Source organism: Rhodanobacter sp. T12-5 (genome assembly GCF_008329435.1).
In the GTDB taxonomy this organism is placed as follows: domain Bacteria; phylum Pseudomonadota; class Gammaproteobacteria; order Xanthomonadales; family Rhodanobacteraceae; genus Rhodanobacter.
Genome location: NZ_NPKN01000004.1, coordinates 23,751 through 42,342, shown reverse-complemented (window position 1 = coordinate 42,342; position 18,592 = coordinate 23,751). Strand labels below are relative to the sequence as shown.

General features: G+C 66.5%; 14 protein-coding genes. 3 read left to right on the top strand and 11 right to left on the bottom strand.

Annotated features, from left to right (window positions below):
- Nucleotides 1–57: 57 nt before the first annotated feature.
- The 6 genes from tkt to zwf form a co-directional block, all read right to left on the bottom strand.
- On the bottom strand, nt 58–2,109 hold the full coding sequence (gene tkt / locus CIW53_RS09835) for a transketolase (protein ID WP_149364550.1): 2,052 nt from the start codon (nt 2,107–2,109) through the stop codon (nt 58–60).
- A 108-nt stretch (nt 2,110–2,217) separates the two neighbouring features.
- Complete coding sequence (gene pgm / locus CIW53_RS09830; protein ID WP_149364549.1) at nt 2,218–3,864, bottom strand: phosphoglucomutase (alpha-D-glucose-1,6-bisphosphate-dependent); 1,647 nt, start codon at nt 3,862–3,864, stop codon at nt 2,218–2,220.
- Between the two features lie 114 nt (nt 3,865–3,978).
- Nucleotides 3,979–5,616, bottom strand: coding sequence for a glucose-6-phosphate isomerase (gene pgi / locus CIW53_RS09825; RefSeq protein WP_149364548.1), 1,638 nt, complete (start codon nt 5,614–5,616; stop codon nt 3,979–3,981).
- Nucleotides 5,613–6,716: a transaldolase gene (gene tal, locus CIW53_RS09820; protein ID WP_149364547.1), complete on the bottom strand. Its 1,104-nt coding sequence runs from the start codon at nt 6,714–6,716 to the stop codon at nt 5,613–5,615. Before tal ends, pgi begins: the two co-directional genes overlap by 4 nt.
- Before the next feature lie 19 nt (nt 6,717–6,735).
- Nucleotides 6,736–7,452 carry an HAD family hydrolase gene (locus tag CIW53_RS09815; protein WP_149364546.1) on the bottom strand — a complete coding sequence of 239 codons (717 nt, stop codon included), beginning with the start codon at nt 7,450–7,452 and terminating at the stop codon, nt 6,736–6,738.
- Nucleotides 7,446–8,852 (bottom strand): glucose-6-phosphate dehydrogenase, encoded by a 1,407-nt coding sequence (gene zwf / locus CIW53_RS09810; protein WP_149364545.1) that lies wholly within the window; start codon nt 8,850–8,852, stop codon nt 7,446–7,448. The genes CIW53_RS09815 and zwf overlap by 7 nt, the downstream gene beginning before the upstream one ends.
- Nucleotides 8,853–9,121: 269 nt before the next feature.
- On the opposite strand from zwf, the gene CIW53_RS09805 reads away from it, so the two are divergent.
- Nucleotides 9,122–9,592, top strand: coding sequence for a GNAT family N-acetyltransferase (locus CIW53_RS09805; RefSeq protein ID WP_149364544.1), 471 nt, complete (start codon nt 9,122–9,124; stop codon nt 9,590–9,592).
- Between the two features lie 4 nt (nt 9,593–9,596).
- Here CIW53_RS09805 and CIW53_RS09800 read toward each other — a convergent pair whose 3' ends face one another.
- Together CIW53_RS09800 and CIW53_RS09795 are read right to left on the bottom strand one after the other, a co-directional pair.
- Nucleotides 9,597–12,068, bottom strand: coding sequence for a GGDEF and EAL domain-containing protein (locus CIW53_RS09800; protein WP_149364543.1), 2,472 nt, complete (start codon nt 12,066–12,068; stop codon nt 9,597–9,599).
- Nucleotides 12,069–12,169: 101 nt separating this feature from the next.
- Nucleotides 12,170–13,312 (bottom strand): hypothetical protein, encoded by a 1,143-nt coding sequence (locus CIW53_RS09795; protein ID WP_149364542.1) that lies wholly within the window; start codon nt 13,310–13,312, stop codon nt 12,170–12,172.
- A gap of 115 nt (nt 13,313–13,427) precedes the next feature.
- On the opposite strand from CIW53_RS09795, the gene CIW53_RS09790 reads away from it, so the two are divergent.
- Both CIW53_RS09790 and CIW53_RS09785 read left to right on the top strand, forming a co-directional pair.
- A complete protein-coding gene (locus CIW53_RS09790) occupies nt 13,428–14,714 on the top strand; it encodes an acetyl-CoA C-acetyltransferase (protein ID WP_149364541.1) in 1,287 nt (428 codons plus the stop codon).
- Nucleotides 14,715–14,733: 19 nt separating this feature from the next.
- Nucleotides 14,734–15,267: an energy transducer TonB gene (locus CIW53_RS09785; RefSeq protein WP_149364540.1), complete on the top strand. Its 534-nt coding sequence runs from the start codon at nt 14,734–14,736 to the stop codon at nt 15,265–15,267.
- 15 nt (nt 15,268–15,282) lie between these two features.
- Here the strand turns inward: CIW53_RS09785 and CIW53_RS09780 are convergent, their stop codons facing one another.
- The 3 genes from CIW53_RS09780 to CIW53_RS09770 all read right to left on the bottom strand — a co-directional run bounded on the left by CIW53_RS09780 (nt 15,283) and on the right by CIW53_RS09770 (nt 18,420).
- A complete protein-coding gene (locus CIW53_RS09780; protein ID WP_149364539.1) occupies nt 15,283–17,172 on the bottom strand; it encodes a phosphatidylserine/phosphatidylglycerophosphate/cardiolipin synthase family protein in 1,890 nt (629 codons plus the stop codon).
- Nucleotides 17,173–17,250: 78 nt separating this feature from the next.
- Nucleotides 17,251–17,724: a histidine phosphatase family protein gene (locus tag CIW53_RS09775; protein ID WP_149364538.1), complete on the bottom strand. Its 474-nt coding sequence runs from the start codon at nt 17,722–17,724 to the stop codon at nt 17,251–17,253.
- 63 nt (nt 17,725–17,787) lie between these two features.
- Nucleotides 17,788–18,420, bottom strand: a complete 633-nt coding sequence (locus tag CIW53_RS09770) for a ParA family protein (protein WP_149364537.1) — start codon at nt 18,418–18,420, stop codon at nt 17,788–17,790.
- Nucleotides 18,421–18,592 lie beyond the last annotated feature (172 nt).

Below are 18,592 nucleotides of genomic sequence, written 5' to 3'. Positions count from 1 at the left end.
GCTTTTCAACGGCGCAGCCGGAGCGTCGCGGCTGAAGCCGCTCCCACAGGCAGATCGTCAACCGCCCAGCAATGCCTTCGCCCGCTTCACCACGTTGTCCACGGTGAAGCCGAACTCGCGCAGCAGCACCTCGGCCGGTGCCGAGGCGCCGAAGTGGTCGATGCCGAGCATGTCGCCCTTGGCGCCGACATAACGGTCCCAGCCTTGCGATGCGCCCAGTTCCACCGCCAGGCGCGCGGTCACCGTGGCCGGCAGCACCTGGTCGCGGTAGCTCTGCGGCTGCGCGTCGAACAGCTCCCAGCTCGGCATCGACACGCAGCGCACGGCGATGCCGTCGGCTTGCAGCTTGTCGGCGGCTTCGAGGATCAGCCCGACTTCGGAGCCGGTGGCGATCAGGATCAGCGACGGCTTGCCGTCCTTCGCATCGCTCAATACATAGGCGCCCTTGCGCAGGCCGTCGGCGCCGGCGTAGCGGTTGCGGTCGAGTGTGGGGACGTTCTGTCGGGTCAGCGCCAGCAGCACCGGGTGTCTGGTCGACTCGACCGCGACCTTCCACGCCACCGCGGTTTCGTTCGCATCGGCGGGGCGGATCACGGTGAGGTTGGGGATCGCGCGCAGGCTGGCCAGTTGTTCCACCGGCTGGTGGGTGGGGCCATCCTCGCCCAGGGCGACGCTGTCGTGGGTGAACACGTGCACGACGTGGATGCCCATCAACGCGGCGAGACGGATCGCCGGGCGCATGTAGTCGGAGAAGATCAGGAAAGTCGCGTCGAACGGGATGAAGCCGCCGTGCGCGGCCAGGCCGTTGCTGATCGCGGCCATCGCATGTTCGCGCACGCCGTAGTGGAAGTTGCGGCCGGCACGGCTCCAGCCGCCGCCGTCGGAACCCTGCTTGTCCTCGTCCTTCGGTTCGATCGCCGGGTTGAAGTCGCCCAGGCCTTTCAGCGCGGTGTGCGTGGACGGGTCGAGATCGGCCGAGCCGCCGCACAGCGCGGGCAGTTTCTGTGCAAAGGCGTTCATCACCTTGCCGCCGGCGACGCGGGTGGCCATGCCCTTGGCGTCGGCGGGGAATACCGGGATGTCGGCGTCCCAAGCGGTGGGCAGCTCGCCGCGCAGGCGCGCCTGCAGTTCTTTCGCCAGTTCCGGGAACGCCTTCGCATAGGCGTCCATCCGGGCGTTCCATTCGTCCTGCGCTTTCGCGCCGCGGTCCTTTGCTTCGCGCAGGTGCGCCAGCGCCGCTTCGGGCACGAGGAAGTCCGGTTCCACCGGCCAGCCGAGTTTCTGCTTGGTCTTCTTCACGTCCTCGACGCCCAGCGGCGAGCCGTGCGCCTTGTAGCTGTCCTGCTCGGGCGAGCCGTAGCCGATGTGGGTGCGCACCAGGATCAGCGACGGCCGGCTGGTGTCCTCGCGGGCGGCGCGGAGCGCGGCGTGGATGGCGTCCACGTCGTTGCCGTCGTCGACGTGGATGGTCTGCCAGCCATAGGCGTCGAAACGCGCGCCGCGATCCTCCGAAAACGTCATGTCGGTGCCGGCGGACAGCGTCACGTAGTTGTCGTCGTACAGGCAGATCAGCTTGCCCAGTTTCAGGTGGCCGGCCAGCGAGGCGGCCTCGCTGGCGATGCCTTCCATCAGGTCGCCGTCACTGACGATGGCCCAGGTGTGGTGGTCGATGATGGCGTGACCGTCGCGGTTGTAGCTGGCTGCAAGCTGCGCCTCGCCGATGGCCATGCCGACCGCATTCGCCAGCCCCTGACCCAATGGCCCGGTGGTGACTTCGACGCCCGGCGTGTGGCCGTACTCGGGATGGCCTGGGGTCTTGCTGCCCCACTGGCGAAACTGCTTGATGTCATCCAGCGAGACGTCGTAGCCGGTGGCGAACAGCAGGCTGTACAGCAGTGCCGAACCATGCCCGGCGGACAGCACGAAACGGTCGCGGTCGACCCAGTGCGGATCGGCCGGGTGGTATTTCATGTGCCGCGTCCACAACGCATACGCCATCGCTGCGGCGCCCAGCGGCAGGCCGGGATGGCCGCTGTTCGCCTTCTGCACCATGTCCACCGATAGGAAGCGGAGCAGGTTGATGCATTGCTGGTCGAGGTCGCTGGACATGAGGTTTCTCCCGGTGATGACTGGATGTCTGTGTGTGCATGTAGGGGTCCGCTCGCGGGCGATGCTCTTGTCCTGTTCTGCAGAAAAGCATCGCCCGCAAGCGGGCTCCTACGCGAGGGCGGCGTCGACGATGCTCTGGGCTTCTTTCAGCAAGCTCTGCAGGTGGTCTTCGCTCTTGAAGCTTTCGGCGTAGATCTTGTAGATCGCCTCGGTGCCGGACGGGCGGGCGGCGAACCAGCCGCTGGCGGCGATGGCCTTGATGCCGCCGATCGCGGCGCCGTTGCCCGGCGCCTTGTCCAGCACCTGTTCGATCTTCTCGCCGGCGAGCTGCTGGCTCTGCAACTGGTCGGGCGAGAGTTTCGCGAGTTTCGCTTTTTGTGCCGGCGTCGCGGCCGCTTCGACCCGGTTGGCGAACGGCTTGCCGAGTTCATTGGTCAGCTGCGCGAACAGTTCGCCCGGGTCCTTGCCTTCGCGCGCGGTGATCTCGGCCGAGAGCAGCGCCGGCACCAGCCCGTCCTTGTCGGTGGTCCACACCGAACCGTCCAGGCGCAGCAGCGACGCGCCGGCGCTCTCCTCGCAGCCGAAGCCGAGCGAACCATCGAAGAGGCCTTCGGAGAACCACTTGAAGCCGACCGGCACTTCATACAGCTTGCGTCCGAGACGATGCACCACGCGGTCGATCAACGCGGTGGTGACGACGGTCTTGCCGACCGCCGCGTTCGTGCTCCATTGCGGCCGATGCCGGTACAGGTAGTCGACCAGCACCGACAGGTAATGGTTCGGTTCCATCAAACCGCTGGAGCGGGTGACCACGCCATGGCGGTCATGGTCGGTGTCGCAGGCGAACGCCACGTCGTACTGCTCCTTCAGGCCGATCAACCGTTGCATCGCGTACGACGAGGATGGGTCCATGCGGATCTTGCCGTCCCAGTCCACGCTCATGAACGCGAATTGCGGATCGACTTCCGCGCTGACCACCGTAAGGTCGAGCTTGTAGCGTTCGGCGATCGGCGCCCAGTAGTGCACGCCGGCGCCACCCAGCGGATCGACGCCCATGTGCACGCCAGCGCTGCGGATCGCATCGAAGTCGACGATGTTGGCGAGGTCGGCGACATAGGTGTTGAGGTAGTCGTGCTCGTGCGTGGTCGCGGCCTTGCGCGCCTGCGCATACGGCACGCGTTTCATCTCTTTCAGGCCGCCTTCGATCAGCGCATTCGCTCGCTGCTGCACCCAGCCGGTGATGTCGGTATCGGCCGGGCCGCCGTTGGGGGTGTTGTACTTGAAGCCGCCGTTGTCCGGCGGGTTGTGCGACGGCGTGATCACGATACCGTCGGCAAGACCGCTCTTGCGGCCACGGTTGTGGACCAGGATGGCGTGCGAGATCGCCGGGGTCGGGGTGAACTCACCGCCGCTGGAGATCATTGCCTGCACGCCGTTCGCGGCCAGCACTTCCAGCGCGCTCTCGAACGCCGGCTGCGACAGCGCGTGTGTATCCGCACCGATGAACAGCGGACCGTCGATGCCCTTGGACTTGCGGTATTCGCAGATCGCCTGGCTGATCGCCAGGATGTGCCACTCGTTGAAGCTGCGCTCGAACGAGCTGCCGCGATGGCCCGACGTGCCGAACGCCACGCGCTGCGCCGCCACCGACGGATCGGGCTTCAGGTCGGCATACGCCGCCAGCAGTTTCGGGATGTCGACCAGGATCGATTTCGGTGCCGGCTTGCCGGCGAGGGGACTGATCTTCTGACTCATTTTTCCTGTTGACCTTTCATGTTGTGGCGAGTCACCGACCTTGTGGGAGCGGCTTCAGCCGCGATGCCTTGGTCGAGGAGGGCATCGCGGCTGAAGCCGCTCCCACAACGGGGTTCAAGACTTGTCATCGCGCAACTGGCGATAGCGGCGTATCAGTTGGTTGGTCGAGCTGTCGTGCGCGAGCTTCGGTTCGTCCGTCGCGGTCAGCTCGGCGATGGTGGTCTTCGCCAGCTGCTTGCCCAGTTCCACGCCCCATTGGTCGAACGAGTCGATGTCCCAGATCACGCCTTGCACGAACACGCTGTGCTCGTACAGCGCGATCAGCGTGCCGAGCACGTGCGGGGTGAGCTTCGCGGCGAGGATCGTCGTGCTGGGCCGGTTGCCTTCGAACGTGCGGTGCGGCACCAGCGCTTCGGGTGTGCCTTCGGCGCGCACTTCGTCGGCGGTCTTGCCGAATGCCAGCGCCTCGCCTTGCGCGATCAGGTTGGCCATCAGCAGGTCGTGCTGCTGGCCGAGCGGATTCAGCGTCTGGCCGAAGCCGATGAAGTCGCATGGCACCAGCCGCGTGCCCTGATGGATCAACTGGTAGAACGAGTGCTGGCCGTTGGTGCCCGGCTCGCCCCAGTAGATCGGCCCGGTGGCGTAGTCGACGTGGCTGCCGTCGAGGGTGACGTGCTTGCCGTTGCTCTCCATCGTCAGCTGCTGCAGGTAGGCTGGGAAGCGCTTCAGGTATTGCTCGTAGGGCAGCACCGCCACGGTGGCCGCGCGCAGGAAGTTCGCGTTCCACACCGCCAGCAGGCCCATCAGCGCCGGCAGGTTGCGTTCCAGCGGCGTGTGCCGGAAGTGTTCGTCCATCGCATGGAAGCCGGCCAGCATCTCGCGAAACCGGTCCGGTCCGATCGCCAGCATGGTCGACAGGCCGATCGCCGAATCCATCGAGTAGCGACCGCCGACCCAGTCCCAGAAGCCGAACATGTTGGCGGTGTCGATGCCGAACTTCGCCACGCCGTCGGCGTTGGTGGATACCGCCACGAAATGCTTCGCGACAGCACTCTCGTCGCCGAGCGCGGCCACGCTCCACGCGCGCGCCGCATGGGCATTGGTCAGCGTTTCCAGCGTGGTGAAGGTCTTCGAGCAGATGATGAACAGGGTCTCGGCGGCGTCCAGGTCGTGCACTGCCTCGGCGAAATCGGTGCCGTCGACGTTCGAGACGAAGCGGAACGTCATGTCGCGCCGGCTGTAGTCGCGCAGCGCCTCGTACGCCATCACCGGACCGAGGTCGGAGCCGCCGATGCCGATGCTGATGATGTTGCGGATGCGCTTGCCGCCGTGGCCGAGCCAGGCACCGCTGCGTACCTTGTCCGAGAACGCGGCCATGCGGTCGAGCACCTCGTGCACTTCCGGCACGACGTCGTGGCCGTCGACCAGGATCTTCTCGCCGGCCGGTGCGCGCAGCGCCACGTGCAGCACGGCGCGGTCCTCGGTGGTGTTGATCTTGTCGCCGCGGAACATCGCCTCGATTCGATGCGGCAGCCCGCGCGCTTCGGCCAGTTCGCGCAGCAGCTGCAGGGTGTCGGTGTCGACGCGCTGCTTGGAGTAGTCGAGGTACAGGCCGACGTCTTCGACGGTGAGCAGTTCGCCGCGCTGCGGGTTGGCGGCAAACAGTTCGCGCAGGTGTTTCGGACCGATCGTGGCGAAGTGTTGCTGCAGTGCCTGCCACTGCGGCAGGCGGGTGAGTTGCGGTTGGCTCATGGCAGCGCGGGTCCTTTCGACTTGTCGGCCAGCGCGGCGGCCTTGTCGGCGATGCGCTGCAGCAGCTGGTTCCAGGATTTGACGAACGCCTCGGCACCGTCCTGCTGCAGCTTCGACGCCAACGCGTCGATGTCGACCCCGGCCTTGCGTATCTGCGCCAGCGTGGCGTCGGCGTCACCGCCGTCGGTCGCCATCACGCCGTGCAGCTGGCCGTGATCGGCGAAGGCGTGCAGGGTCTTCTCCGGCATCGTGTCGATGGTGTCCGGTGCAGCGAGCGCGCTGATATACAGCGTGTCAGGCGCGTTCGGGTCCTTGGTGCCGGTGCTGGCCCACAGCAGGCGCTGGGGCAGCGCGCCGGCGCCAGCCAGCTTCTGCCAGCGTGGCGATGCCAGTAGCTCGCGATAGGCGCGATAGGTCTGCTGGCCCACCGCAATGCCCAGCTTGTTGTGCAACTCGTCCGGCAGCTGCTTGTTGGCTGCCACGTCCCAGCGGCTGATGAACAGCGAGGCGACCGAGCCGACGTTCGGATCCAGCCCGGCAGCAAGGCGGCGCTCGATGCCGCGCATGTACGCTTCGGCGACGGCCTGGTAATGGGCACAGGAGAACAGCAGGGTGACGTTGATCGGGATGCCGAGAAAGATCGCCTCCTCGATCGCCGGCACGCCTTCGGGGGTGCCGGGAATCTTCACGAACAGGTTGTCGCGCTGTGCCTTGTGATGGATGTGGCGGGCCGCCGCGATCGAGCCGGCGGTGTCGGCGGCGAGCAGCGGCGACACTTCCATCGAGACCCAGCCGTCGACCTGGCCGGTGGCATCGAATACCGGTTTGAACAGGTCGGCGGCGCGACGCAGGTCTTCCAGCGCCAGCTCGATGAAAAGCCCCTCGCCGGACAACCCGGCCAGCGTCTTGGCGTGCACGCCGGCGTCGTAGGCGTCGCCATCGCCGATCGCGGCATCGAAGATGCTCGGGTTCGAGGTCAGTCCGGTGATCGAATCCTCGGCGATGTAGCGCGCCAGCGTGCCGTCGTCGAGCAGCGTGCGGGTGATGTTGTCCAGCCACAGGCTCTGGCCGAGTTGATGCAGTTGGCGGGTTGCTTTCATGCGTGGCTCCATGGTGGCTTCAATCTGCCGGAAGGTTGATGGTGGGTGCCGCCCGGACGAAATCGGCAAGCTTACGCTCGCGCAGATCGCCGATGCACGCGGTCGTGATGTCCGGCGCCGGATCGATCGTCTCGCCCGCGGCCGCCGCGGCGTAATGTCCCTGGCGCACGAACACCGTGCTCAGCTTGTGGCCGAGGCGCTGTTTCATCTCGGCGAGAAGATGCGGCTTGTCGTCGACCATCACGTAATGCGCGGCTGGATAGCGCTGTTGCATCGCCACCAGCATCTGCTGCTTGTGCAGGTAGATCAGCACCTCTCCGCGCAGCGCATCCCACAGCCCGGCGTGCTGGATCTTGCGCGGCTGGAACACCACGTCGCCGTCGGACAGGATCGCCGTCGGCCCCAGTGAGCGCAGGTGCGCAATGGTGTCCAGTGCCTGCGGGTACAGCCGGTCGGCAAACGGATACTCCAGCAGGTACTTCGACATCTGCAGCAGCGACGGGTCGTTGTCCAGGCCCTTGCGGAATTGCTGCAGCGTGCCGAGGTAGTCGGCATAGCCGAGTTCGTCGCGCAGCCGGGCATAGATCGTCCAGTAGCGTTCGCGCTCGGCAGCGCCGAACGCCTGCTCCAGGGTGTCGCCCAGATCGGCGGTGAAACGGTCGTTGTCGAGCAGGGTGTTGTCGACATCGAGCAGGAAGACGATCGACGCCGTAGCGGATGTCGGGGTGCTCAACATGGCGTGCTCGCCTCGGCCTTCGGATCGTGCCAACCTTCGGCGCTGCGGACCACGTCGGCTGCCGCCGCCGGACCCCAGCTGCCCGGCTCGTAGATGCTCACCGCGTGTTCATGGGTCAATACCCGGTCGACCACCGCCCACGCCGCCTCCACGCATTCGTCGCTGGTGAACAGCGCGTTGTCGCCCTGGATCGCATCGCCCAGCAGTCGCTCGTACGGTGACTTCTCCGGCTCCGACGCATGCCGCGCGACCAGTTCGACCGGCTCGCCGTGCATCGCCTCGCCCGGCTTCTTGACCCGCGCACCCTCGGCGATCACCACCTCGGGACTGAGCCGGAAACGGAAGTAATTCGACCGCGACGGGGTGATCTCGTCGAAGATCGACAGCGGCGGCGTCTTCATGTCCACCATCACCTGGGTGGTGGTGATCGGAAGGTTCTTGCCGGCGCGGATGTAGAACGGCACGCCGGCCCAGCGCCAGGTATCGATGTGCAGGCGCAGGGCCACGAAGGTCTCCACGTTCGAGTCGGCGGCCACACCCTTGACGTCGCGGTAGCCCTTGAACTGGCCGCGCACCACCTCGGCCGGATCCAGCGGGCGCATCGCGCGGAACAGCCGCAGCTTTTCCGCGCGCAGCGCTTGCGGGTCGTTGCCGATCGGCGCATCCATAGCGAGCAGCGAGGTCACCTGCAGCAGATGGTTCTGCAGCACGTCGCGGATCGCACCCACGCCTTCGTAGAACGAACCGCGGCCCTCCACGCCGAAAGCCTCGGCCATCGTGATCTGCACGCTGTCGACGTAGCGGTTGTTCCAGACCGGCTCCAGCACCGTGTTGGCGAAGCGGAAATACAACAGGTTCTGCACCGGCTCCTTGCCCAGGTAGTGGTCGATGCGAAAGATCGCCGATTCGGGAAATACCTGGTGCAACGTGTGGTTGAGTTGCTGCGCCGATGCCAGGTCGCGACCGAACGGTTTCTCCACCACGATGCGCGCGTCGGCGGCACAGCCGGCCTGTTTCAGGCCGGTGGCCACCACGCCGAACAGGTTCGGCGGTATCGCTAGGTAGTGCAGCGGGCGGGCGGCCTTGCCGAGCGCCTGTTTCAGCTTCTGGAACGTGGTCGGGTCGTTGTAATCGCCATCGACGTACTGCAGGCGTGCAGAGAGTTGGGCAAAGGCGGCCTCGTCGACATCTGCGCCGTGCTCCTTCGCCGCCTGCGCCAGGCTGTCGTGCGCGCGCTGGCGCAACTGCTCCACCGTCCAGCCCGAATGCGCCACGCCGATGATCGGCAGGTCCAGTCCGTCACGCAGGATCATCGCCTGCAACGCGGGGAAGATTTTCTTGTAGGCCAGGTCGCCAGTGGCGCCGAAAAAGACCAGGGCATCCGAGCGGGATATCGGCATAGCGCTTGTTTTCTCCTTGGGGTTGGCAGATGTCGGCGGGCATCACGCATGAGAGCGGTGATCCACCGATGCAGCAGTGGCATCGGCGTTGCAGGCATCGGGTTGTCGCTTTTCAGATTGCGCGCATCCAGGTTAAGTCGATGCATAAGAGCATGCCGCGAGGCCGAGGTGAACAGCGCATTATCTTGCGCGCGAACGAACACGGCAGTGATCGGCCCACGCGATGTACACGGGTTACGATGCGCACCTGCCCATCGGAGGAGCGCACCGTGTCCCCATTGCTGATACGCCCGGCCGTCATCGCCGACCTGCCCGACCTGCTCGCCTGGAACGTGGCGATGGCGTGGGAAACCGAGCGCAAGCGGCTCGATCCGGCGGTGCTGGAGCGTGGCATTGCCGGCGTGTTCGAACAGCCGCGGCGCGGCTTCTACCTGATGGCCGAGCGCGCCGGCGTGCCGCTAGGCAGCCTGCTGGTCACCTACGAATGGAGCGACTGGCGCGCCGGCGATTTCTGGTGGATCCAGAGCGTCTATGTGGATCCCGCCGCGCGGCGTGCCGGTGTGTTCCGCGCGCTGCACGGCGAAGTCGGTCGTCGCGCGGCGGCCGCGGGCGCGGTGGGCATCCGGCTCTACGTGGAAACGGAAAACCGGCGTGCGCAGTCGACATACGCCGATCTCGGCATGCAGCGTTGCCACTACTGGATGTATGAAAGCGAGGCGCCGGCCAGCGCGGTCGACTGACGCATCAGGCCGACGCGGCCAGCAGCTCGACCTCTGCCGCCGGCATGGCTGCGCCGTACAGGAAACCCTGCAATTGCGAGCAACCGGCGGCGCGCAGGAAATCGCTCTGTTCGATGGTCTCGACGCCTTCGGCGACGACTTCCTTGTTGAGGCTGCGAGCCATCGCGATGATCGCGCTGGTGATGGTGGCGGTGTCGGCATCGTTGATGACGTCGCGCACGAAGGTGCGGTCGATCTTCAACGCATCGATGGGGAAGTGTTTCAGGTAGGACAGGCTGCAGTAGCCGGTGCCGAAATCGTCCAGCGACAGGCGTACGCCGCGTTGCTTGATCCGCCGCAGCAGGCTGGTGGTGGCGTCGCCGCCGGACATCACCATGCGCTCGGTCAATTCCAGCTCCAGCAGGCCGGGATCGAGCTGGCTCTCGTTCAACACGTCATCGAGCCAGGTGTAGAAATCCGCGTGCTGGAACTGCAGCGGCGAGACATTCACCGAGATCGGCATGGGTCGACCCTGCTGCTGCCACAGGCGGCCCTGCCTGCAGGCCTGCCGCAGTACCCACGCCCCGATCGGAAGGATCAGGCCCCTGTCCTCGGCGACGGGTATGAATTGATCCGGGACGTGCAGCTGGCGACCGTTGACGAACCAGCGCAGCAACGCTTCGGCACCGACGATGCGCAGGCTTTGTGCATCCACCTTCGGCTGATAGTGCAGGCTCAGTTCGTGCCGGGGCAACGCCTGCCGCAGCGCCACCTCGATCCGCCGCCGCGCGATCGCGCGTTCGTTCATCGAGGCGGTGAAGAAGCGGTAGCCATGCTGACCCTGCGCCTTGGCAGCGTAGGTGGCGGTTTCCGCGTGTTGCAGCAGGCTTTCCGGCTCGACCGCGTCGTCGGGGAAAATGCTGACGCCGATGCTCACCCGCAGACTCAGCTCCGGCAGTTCGGGCAAACTGGTCTGCTCGCAGTGGATCACCAGTTTCTGGCACATGCTGGCGATTTCCCCGACGCTTTCCGTGTGCGTCAGTACCACCACGAATTCATCACCGCCGTGCCGGCTGAGCAACTCGTCGGGGGGGAGGCAATTGCGGATCTGCGTGGTGAACGCACACAGCACCCGGTCACCCGCGGCATGGCCATACAGCTCGTTGACCTGCTTGAAGTTGTCGATGTCGATGTAGAGCACGGCGGCACGCTGCTGGCGCCGCGTGGCGGTCGCCAGTGCCTGCTCGATGTGCCCTTGCAACTGGCTGCGGTTGGGTAGCCCGGTAAGCGTGTCGTGCTGGGTCAGGTGGATCATTTTCAGCGCCAGCGCACGGGTTTCGCTGACGTCGTGGAACACCAGGACGCCACCGATGACATTGTCGGCGTGGTCGTGGATCGGCGCGGATGAATCCTCCACCGGCGTGTCGAAGCCGTGGCGGTGCCGCAACAAGGTCTTGCCGGCCAGATCGACGATGGTGTTGTGTTCGATCGCCGCGCGCAGCGGATTGGCGACGGGGTTGCCGTTCTGCGCATCGAAGAGCTGGAAAATTTCCTCGATCGCGTGGCCCTGCGCTTCGCCGCCGGTCCAGCCGGTCATCGCCTCGGCGATCGGATTGAGCGAGGTGATGCGCAGTTGCGGATCGGTGGTGATCACCGCGTCGCCGATCGAGCGCAGCGTCACCTCGGCCAGCTCGCGCTCGCGATGCAGTGCGTCCTCGAACGCCTTGCGCTCGCTGATGTCCTGCGCCTGCGACACGAAATAGCGCGGCGCGCCGTTCTCGTCACGCACCACCGACACGCTCAGCTGCAGGTGCACGGCGTGGCCGTCCTTGTGGAAATTGCGCTTCTCCAGCTGATAGGAGTCGCGCTTGCCGCTGAGTATCTGCGCCATCAGCTCCATGTCGATGGCCAGATCGTCGGGGTGGGTGAGCGCGGTGATGTCCAGCTCCAGCAACTCGCTCTCGCGATAGCCGAGCATCCGGCAAACCGCCGCGTTGACGCGCAGGAAGCGGCCATCGGGGTGGATCAGCGCCATGCCGATGGCGGCATGCTGGAACGCGCCGAAGAAGCGCTGTTCGCTCTCGTGCAGCTGCAGTTCCAGGGTGCGCCGCTCGGTGATGTCGATCAGCGCGGTGAATACGCCACGCACGTGCCCATCGGCGTCCAGGTCGGGCTGGAAATTGCCGTGTGCGTAACGCCGCTCGTCGCCGTTGTACAGCTCGCCTTCGAAGCTGGACGCAAACCCGGCGTAGGCTCTTTCCAGCGACGGGCGTGCGCGCTCGTAGTTGCGGTGACCGACCGCTTCGATCAGGCGCTTGCCCAGCAACGCCTGCGGCTCGACGCCAAGCCACGCGCGATGCGTCGGGTTGGCGTAGCGGAAGCGCTGCTCGTTGTCGAGATAGGCCAGCAGCACCGGCGCACCTTGCACCACCCGTGCCGGCCAGTCCGGCTGGTGCAGGGATGACGGTGGCAACTCGGCAGGCTTGTGCGGGCGCATGATCGTTCCGTCAGCTTGACGCCCCCCTAGGCGCCCTCCCAGCATGCGCCGAGTTTCGGCCGCTGCACAGATCCGTGTCAATGCACGGACGGATCAGCCCCTCAATGCAGCAGGGCGATCGGTGCGCCGAGCTCGCCGTTGTCATCCAGCACGACCCGTCCCAGCGCATGCAGTTCGCCGGCCACGCCGTAGCGCTCGGCCAGCAGTGCCAACAACGGCCCCAGCGCCTGCGGCTGCAATGGATAGGCATGCGCCAGCATGCGCGCGATGCCGTGCTCCCCGCGTTGGGCCACGGTGATCGCGATCACGCCCAAACCGGGAGCTTCATGCGCCAGCAGCGTGGCTGTGCCATGTTCGGGCGCGGCCTCGGCCAGGGTTTCCAGCAGATAGCCGGTACCGGCGGCAACCGTGTGCCGACCGGACGGCTGCAGCAGCAGCGGCAGCTGATGTGCGTCGAGCAGCGCGGCGTACTGGCGCAGTTCGAACACGATGCCGGCAAAGGCATGCTCGCGCTGCGCAGGCTCGCCGGTCTGCGTCGCCAGCCATTCGCTCGGCGACTGCACCAGCACCTTGCCGTCGGCGTACTGCAACGGCAGGCCGCGCGCGGTCATGCCCGATTCGTTGCGTGTCGGGGTCAGCAGTGCCGCTTCCAGCAAGGTCCACAACGGCGCAAGGTTGACGTGCTCGTACTGCACGCAGGTCAGGGCCATCAGGTCGTTGCGACTGAGGTAGCGCACGTGCTCCAGCTGGATGCCGAGCGTGCGCATCAGCCAGTCCGCGGTCAGCGTGCCGGCTTCGCCGCGACCGACCAGCTGGATCTCCAGTTGCCCGGAAAGCTCCTCGGCCAGTGCCGCCGGCGCCAGCAGGCTCAGCGGCAGCAAACGCATCGGGCCGTCGGCGAAGATGGCGGACGGTTCCAGTGCCGGCGCCGGCATGTGGCCGTCATGGCTGCCGAAGGCAACCACGTTGTCCAACTGGCCACGCGGTACGCGCCGGGCCAGTTCGTCCAGCGTCGCCCACACCGGAAAACCCGGCCGCAGCAGTTCGACCTGATCGAACAGCGCGCCGGCCAGCGCCAGCCGCGCGCCGTCGACCTGCGGCACCAGCGTGTGCAGATCCGCGGCTACCCGTTCGACCAGTTCGGCGGCTTCCTCGCGCGTGAGCGTCATCCGTGGCGGCGGTGCGCCAGCGACCGGTTCCAGCGCCAGCACGACAGGCAGGGCGAGCAGCGTTTGCGCTTCCACGGGCGGCACTTCCCAACGACAAAGATCATCGATTCTACCATTCAGCGTTTTGGGCTTTCGCCGCGCGGCAGGGCGGGTTAGCCTTGAGTGACTTGGGTCGTGGACTGTTCTGAGCATGGAAAAGGTGCAAAGGCGCGTTGGGGTGATCGGCGGGGTTCGCATTCCGTTCTGCCGCAACAACACCGCGTATGCCGACGTCGGCAATTTCGGCATGTCGGTGAAAGTGCTCGGCGCGCTGGTCGAACGGTTCGGGTTGCATGGCGTGGAACTGGGTGAGGTGGCGCTGGGTGCGGTGATCAAGCACCCGTCCGACTGGAACCTGGCGCGCGAGGCGCTGCTCAGTTCGGGGCTGGCCCCGACCACACCCGGTATCACTACCGCGCGTGCCTGCGGTACCTCGCTGGACAACGCGATCATCGTCGCCAACAAGATTGCCGTAGGCCAGATCGATGCCGGCATCGCGGCCGGCTCGGACACCACCAGCGACGTGCCGATCGTCTACGGCACGCGACTGCGCAAGCGGCTGCTGGCGATGAACCGGGCCAGGACGCCGCTGGACAAGCTTAAAGTCGCGCTGCGCGGATTCTCCCTGGGCGAGCTGAAGCCGTCGTTTCCGGGCGTGGCCGAGCCGCGCACCGGCAAGTCGATGGGCGACCATTGCGAGCAGATGGCGAAGGAATGGAAGATCGGCCGCGAGGCACAGGACCAGCTGGCGCTGGACAGTCACCGCAAGCTCGCCGCCGCTTATGACGCCGGCTTCTTCGAGGATCTGCTGGTGGCGTTCCGCGGCGTGAAGCGCGACGGCTTCCTGCGCCCGGATTCGACGCTGGAGAAACTGGCCGCGCTGAAGCCGGCCTTCGACAAGACCTCCGGCCACGGCACGCTGACCGCCGGCAACTCCACCGGCCTGTCCGATGGCGCGGCCGCGGTACTGCTGGCCAGCGACGACTGGGCCGCAGGGCGCGGCCTGAAGATCCAGGCGTACCTGCGCGACGCCGAAGTCGCCGCGGTGGACTTCGTCCACGGCGAAGGTCTGCTGATGGCGCCGACCATCGCCGTGCCGCGGATGCTGGCGCGCAACGGACTGAGCCTGCAGGATTTCGATTACTACGAAATCCACGAGGCGTTTGCGGCACAGGTGCTGTGCACGCTGCGCGCCTGGGAATCGGCCGACTACTGCAAGAACCGGCTCGGCCTGGACGCGCCGCTGGGCGCGATCGACCCGGCCCGGCTCAACGTGCATGGCTCCAGCCTGGCGGTCGGTCACCCGTTTGCCGCCACCGGAGCGCGATTGCTCGCCACGCTGGCGAAAATGCTGGAGCAAAAGGGCTCCGGTCGCGGCCTGATCTCGATCTGCACCGCCGGCGGCATGGGCGTCACCGCCATCCTCGAACGGCCGTGAGCGCGCGCCCGGCGTCGGCATGCTGCGTCTGCGCACCACCACCGGCCTGAGCGTACTGGCGCTGGCGATCGGGATCGCCGGTACCGGCTGGCTGAGCACGTTGACGGCGGGCTGGCACGGACCGACGTCACGCGTGGCGACGGTGAAGCCGGCGCGTCACGCCCTGCCCGCCCGAACGCGTTGGCATGGTCCGGTCAGCGTCGTGCGGCCGCACCGCACGCTGCCCCATCGCGCCGACGATGCCGTGCAAGCGGCCGCACTCGCCTACCCGTCCAAACCCGAATTGGTGCCGCTGGCAGCGCCGAGCGATACCTCGCAACCCTGGGAGGCCTTGCGCGGCCATCTGGATGGCCAGGTGCTGCTGCATGTCGATGTCGACGGCAGCGGCCGGGTCAGCGCCGCTCGCCTCGCCGTATCCAGCGGCGATCCGGTGCTCGACGAGCATGCCTTGCGCAGTGCGCGCGGCTGGCGTTTCGCCGTGCCTGCCGATCATCCCGGCGGCTTCAGCGGCGAACTGCCGATGCGGTTCGTCTCGCAGGCTGCCTCGCCGTGAGCCATCGGCCCGGCGCTAGAGGATGCCGGCTGCGCCCACACCGAACGCGGTGATCAGGCGGGTGTAGATCAGTTTCGGCGACAGCGCCACGTCCGGGAAATCACCGACCGGTTCGTAGCATGAGTAGAACCCCGGGTTGCTGACGCTCAACGGCTGGCAGCCGGGTTTGAGCTCGAAGCTGGTGGCGTATCGGTACGGCCAGAAATCGAACAACGGCAGGCTTTCGGAAATGTCGCCGATGACCTCGTTGACGCTGCTCAGCAGCGGAACCTTAGGTCGTCGTGGCGCAATCACCCATGCATTCTGCGGCTCGGTGTCGCGCATGATCGCCGAGCGCAGCTGGTCGGCGAAGCGATGGTCGTAAACGATCACTCCCGCCTCGGTGTTGTAGTGATCCGAGCGCGGGTCGAAGTTGTGCGAACCGACCATGGCGAAGCTGTCGTCGACCACGATCGACTTTGCATGCAGGCCGAACCGACGCCCCTTGCTGACCAGTGGTGCCGGGCGCCGGTTGCGGCCGTGGCTGCCGAGCAGGCCGTGGCTTTCGGTATCGATGAAGTGGTGCGATGGCCGGCCGGCCGGGCCGCCGGTGTCGTGCGTGTCGCTGCTGCCGTCCCACTCCATGCTGGCGTACGCATTGGCCTCGGCCGGACCGATTGCGTGCGGCTTGAGTTCGTAGATCTCGAAGCCGTAGTCCTTGAGGTAGCGCTTGCGATGCTTGTAGGACATCGCATACACCGCAAACGCGTCGGTGGAAGCCAGCGAATTGGTCGACACCACGATGCGCGGTTCCGGCGTCTGCCGGTGCAGTCGCTTGAATATCCGCCGGGCGCGTTTGCTCATCACCAGATAGGGCGTCTGCAACACCACCTCGCGCTGCGCATCGCCGACCATCGTCATCACGTGCCGGGTGAATTCGCGTGCGTCGCGGCGTTGCGGTTCGTCGGTCTTGGATGGAAGATCGCTGAAGAACTTCACGTTGCCGGTCTGGATGCTGTGGTCGAGCACGTGCGCACGCAGCCAGTCGGCGTCGGTGGCCTCCTGCTGCACGCGATAGACGCGTTGTGGATGGTCGTATTGCGGCGTCGGCCAGCCCGGCGCATCCGGGTGCGCGATGACATAGTGGTTCACGTCGCGCAGATGGGTCAGCGGCACCGACCGCCGGTGCCGCCAGAACAGCGTGAAGCTGTCGACCATGGCTTGCGCCGCTGGCCCGCCGACGAGAACGTCGCGATCGACGTAATCGAAGTCGTCGTCCCAGTCGAAGTAGCGGTCCTGGTAGTTGCGGCCGCCGGTGATGCCGACGCTGCCGTCCACCACCAGCACCTTGTTGTGCATGCGCTGGTTGAACTTGAAGAAACAGCAGGCGATGCCGGCGACCCATTGCAGCGGCGAGGTATGTGCGTCGTGGAAGGTCGGGTTGTACAGGCGCACCTGCAGATGCGGGCTGACCCGCGCCAGCCGGTTGAGCAGCGCCATGTCGTCGAACGAGGACAACTGGTCCGCCAGGATGCGCACCTCGACGCCGCGCCGCGCGGCCTGCACCAGTTCGTCCAGCACCAATGAGCCGGCGTCGTCCTCGTCCCAGATGTAGGTTTGCACGTCGACCGAACGATGGGCGGCGCGGATCAGGTTGATTCGCGCCGCCAGCGATGCCTCGCTCTCGCCAAGCAGGGCGACCACATGGTGCGGTACGGTCGGGGTGGATGCGGCGAGCGCCTGGTCGGCCGCGGCGAGCAGTGGCGAGGCGATCGCGCAGTGATCGCTGCGGGTGCAGGTGGTGGCGTGACCGGGGCTGGCGGCGACCACCGCGTCGGCACGGCGGATCTGCGCCCGCGACAGCGTGCAGCCTTGCAGCAACACGGATATCAGCAGGAAAGGGAGGACGAGTCGGCGCAAGGTCATGCGTGAATGATACGGGGGAAGCGTGCCACGTCCGTGATGGCGATGCGCTGCCGTCGCGCCGCGACGTTCAAAGCGGCATCAAGGCGACCAGAACGCGTCCAGCCGGGCATTGCCCGGTTCCAGTACGCCATCCAGGTGCAGCACCGCCAGCGCGCCGGGCGGCATGCCGCGAAACTCGTCGGAGCGGCCTTCGACCAGCAGCGCGACCAGCCTTTCGATGCCGGGGTTATGGCCGACCAGCAGCACGGTGCCGGCGTCGGCATGCTGGTCGAGCAGGGCCAGCAGTTCACCCGGCGAGGCATCGTAAATCTCGCCGGCGATTTGCGGCACGGGCGCGTTCGCCATCGCGGCCAGCGCCAGGCGGGTGGTTTCGTCGGTGCGCCGGGTCGGCGAGCACAGCACGCGATCGGGTTGCACCCCGTGCGCGGTCAGCCACAGTCCGGCGGCCTGCGCCTCCTGTTCGCCGCGCGGGCTGAGCGGGCGTTGCAGGTCATCGCCGGCGGTCTCTATCGGTACGGCTTCGGCGTGTCGCAACAGGATCAGTTCGTGCATGGGGAACTCCGGCGGGGTTGTGCCGGCGCGGGTGCGCCAGCGCTGTATCGATGGACATCCGCTTCAGTGCTGGCGCTTGGTCCAGCGCAGCAGCGGTTTCCAGTCCTGCTGGTGGTTGCGCACCTGTTCGGACTGGTAATCGAAAATGCCCTTGCCCAGTGCACTGAGCAGGACATAAGCCTGGCTGTCGCGCAACTGCGCGACGACCGGGAACGGGGACTGTTCGGCGAGTTGGTTCACGGCGTCCTGGCTGGCGTGGGTCCACGGCTTGAGCCGGTTGGCGACCAGCCCCACCGGCAGCTTGCCGCGATGGACGCGGTTGATCGAGCGCAACTCGTCGAGGAAACCGAGCGTGGCATGCAGGTCGAACGATGATGGCAGCACCGGCACCAGCAGCACGTCGGCCTGCTCCAGGTACGGTTCAAGGTCGCGCTCGCGCGAGCCGGCCGGTGTGTCGATCAACAGTTGCCGGGTATCCGGCGGCAGTTTCTGCAGCGATCGGCGTCCGCCTTCGAAGGCCAGAACGCCGGGAACGTTGTCCGGTCTGAGCGCGGCCCAGCGAAAGCTGGAGCCCTGGCGGTCGGCGTCGACGATGGCTGTGTTCTGCCCCGCCTGTGCCCAGTGCGCAGCCAACTGGGTGACCAGCGTGCTCTTGCCGCAACCGCCCTTGCTGCTTGCCACCAGCGTCGTAAGCATCGACTGACCCCTTGCCGCGGAAGGTGGCTCAAGCCTAGGAGTCCGGGCGGTAGAAACGCAAGCGGCTGCGGCTTCGCTCTTTATGGCCAGGTTTTCCGCGCCTTTTCGTCGAATGGCCACGGCCATTCGCCTCAAACGATCGAAAAACCCGACTCAAGAGCGCTTTGCCTCG